This window comes from Carnobacterium sp. (assembly GCF_032094055.1).
Lineage (GTDB): Bacteria > Bacillota > Bacilli > Lactobacillales > Carnobacteriaceae > Carnobacterium_A.
Genome location: NZ_DAMDAK010000102.1, coordinates 1597 through 4102 on the forward strand (window position 1 = coordinate 1597; position 2506 = coordinate 4102).

Consider the following 2506-nt stretch of genomic DNA (forward strand, 5'->3'; position numbering starts at 1 on the left):
TGTTGCTGCATGCTCGCTTGTTTGCTCCCATTATTCACTCAGATTTAAATGTGATCTCAGCAACCTTGCGTTTTTTTATGACGGACATGGCTAAGAATGAAATTGTTCAGTCTTTAGGCGGCGGGCTGATTGGAGCAGTTTTATATGCGGCCAGTTATTTCCTATTCTCTCAATGGGGGACGTATTTGTTAGTTGGCATTTTTTGGTTTATCGGGTTCTTTTTTATTTTTGACTTATCTTTTAAAAAATTTATGGAGATGATACGAAGCGCAGTTAAACAGGTCAGTCAAGCTGTTCAGTCATTCTTTGCTGCAATTTTAGCTAGGATTCGAGAATGGCAGAAACTGAAAGAAAAAAATAAAACCTCCTCAGTAATGGATAAGGAAACGAACAAGAGGACGTTAAAACCTGAAAAAAGATCCTTAAAAAAAGAACAAGCAGGACAAATAGAGAATAATGAACTAACCGATCATGTCGAGCAGCAGCAATTAGAAATCGACAGTTACCAAAGACGGGTACAAACAGATGAACAGAATAAAAAAAGAGCAGTTGAAGAAGAGCCGGCCAATGAAAATAATTTAGATTTTGAAATTAAAATGGAAGTTGAAAATACAGATTACCAGCTTCCGCCAGTTACGTTACTAGATGAAATAAAAGAGACGGACCAAACAAATGAATATACGTTAATTCAACAAAATGTAAAAAAACTAGAAGAAACTTTTGCAAGTTTTGGTGTAGATGCTAAAGTAACCAAAGCTAATTTGGGACCGGCTGTGACTAAATATGAGATTCAACCAGCTGTTGGCGTAAAAGTTAGCAAGATAGTGAGTTTAAGCGATGATTTAGCACTAGCGTTAGCAGCGAAAGACATCCGAATGGAAGCTCCGATTCCGGGAAAACCGTTTATTGGAATAGAAGTGCCAAATAGTGAAGTGAGTTTAGTAGCTTTTCGTAATGTCATCGAAGGGCAAGTGAAAAACAACGAGAAACTTTTAGAAGTACCACTAGGTAGAGACATTTCAGGCAATGTGGCGATGGCTGATTTAACTAAAATGCCCCATTTATTAGTAGCGGGTTCAACGGGAAGCGGAAAATCGGTCTGTATTAATGGAATCATTACTAGTCTGTTGATGAAAGCTAAACCAAACGAAGTGAAATTAATGATGATCGATCCTAAAATGGTAGAATTGAATGTTTATAATGGTATCCCGCATTTATTGACGCCTGTTGTCACAAATCCTAAGAAAGCAGCACAGGCTCTACAAAAAGTAGTTGCTGAAATGGAACAACGGTATGAACTTTTTGCTGCCAGCGGTCAGCGGAACATTACCGGATACAATCAGTTCGTATTAGAAAAGAACCTAGAAGAGGGGGCGAATCATCCCACACTTCCTTTTATTGTAGTTGTTGTAGATGAGTTGGCTGATTTAATGATGGTAGCAAGTAATGAAGTCGAAGATGCCATTATACGCTTGGCACAAATGGCAAGAGCAGCTGGAATCCATATGATTTTAGCTACACAACGGCCAAGTGTCGATGTTATAACAGGTATCATTAAAGCAAACGTTCCCTCACGTATTGCGTTTGCCGTTTCAAGCGGAACGGATTCACGAACGATCATTGATAGCAGCGGAGCTGAAAAACTTCTTGGAAGAGGAGATATGCTTTACTTGCCAATGGGAGAAAACAAACCGGTCCGTGTACAAGGGGCGTTTATTTCAGACGATGAAGTAGAACGTGTCGTTTCCTATGTTACAGATCAACAGGGAGCCAACTACGTAGAGGAAATGATGCCTGTTGATGAACCGGAATCTGTCAGTGGCGAAGTCCAAGACGAAGTATACGATGAAGCTGTCCAAATGATTGTGGAAATGCAGACAGCCAGTATTTCTTTATTGCAAAGACGTTTTAGAATTGGATACAATCGAGCCGCTCGTTTGATTGACGAGATGGAGATGCGGGGGATAATAGGACCTTCAGAAGGAAGCAAGCCAAGAAAAGTAAACATCACAGAAGTACCTGGTAATCCTGAAGAAGAAAATGCAGGGATTTAAATAAAGTAAAAAGAAAGAGTGAGAAGAGATGAGACAAATGCTTATCTCTTTTTGCTTATTTGCACAGTTGTTCTCGGAGACTTACAAAAAGAAAATCCGGTATCGACTTTGTTAGAATTGCACCAGCTTCAGCTCTAAATGTTGTTTGGCCTATTCCTGTTTTAACAAGGTCTTTTATCTTAGATGAGAAGGAGATTAAAAAGTGAACAATTTTTGAGTAAAACGTTTGCAATCATCGTTTTGTTGTTTATTTTATAGATTAAAGATGGTACTATACTTATTGAGGGTGAATGAATGGTAATTTATTCGCACTAAAAAAATGTTGGGGGTTTTTTTAATGAAAAAACGCAATTTTATGAGTCTTTTAGCTTTAGGATTAGTTTCAGGCGCGACATTAGCAGCCTGTGGATCAAGTGATTCAGATACAGCTTCTTCAGATTCTGCAGCAAAAT

General features: G+C 38.6%; 1 protein-coding gene. It reads left to right on the plus strand.

All coding sequences use genetic code 11. From position 1 onward, the window contains the following. Positions 1-2054 (plus strand): DNA translocase FtsK (locus RT405_RS12155; RefSeq protein ID WP_313470025.1); only part of this gene is annotated, 2054 nt, incomplete at its 5' end. Positions 2055-2506 lie beyond the last annotated feature (452 nt).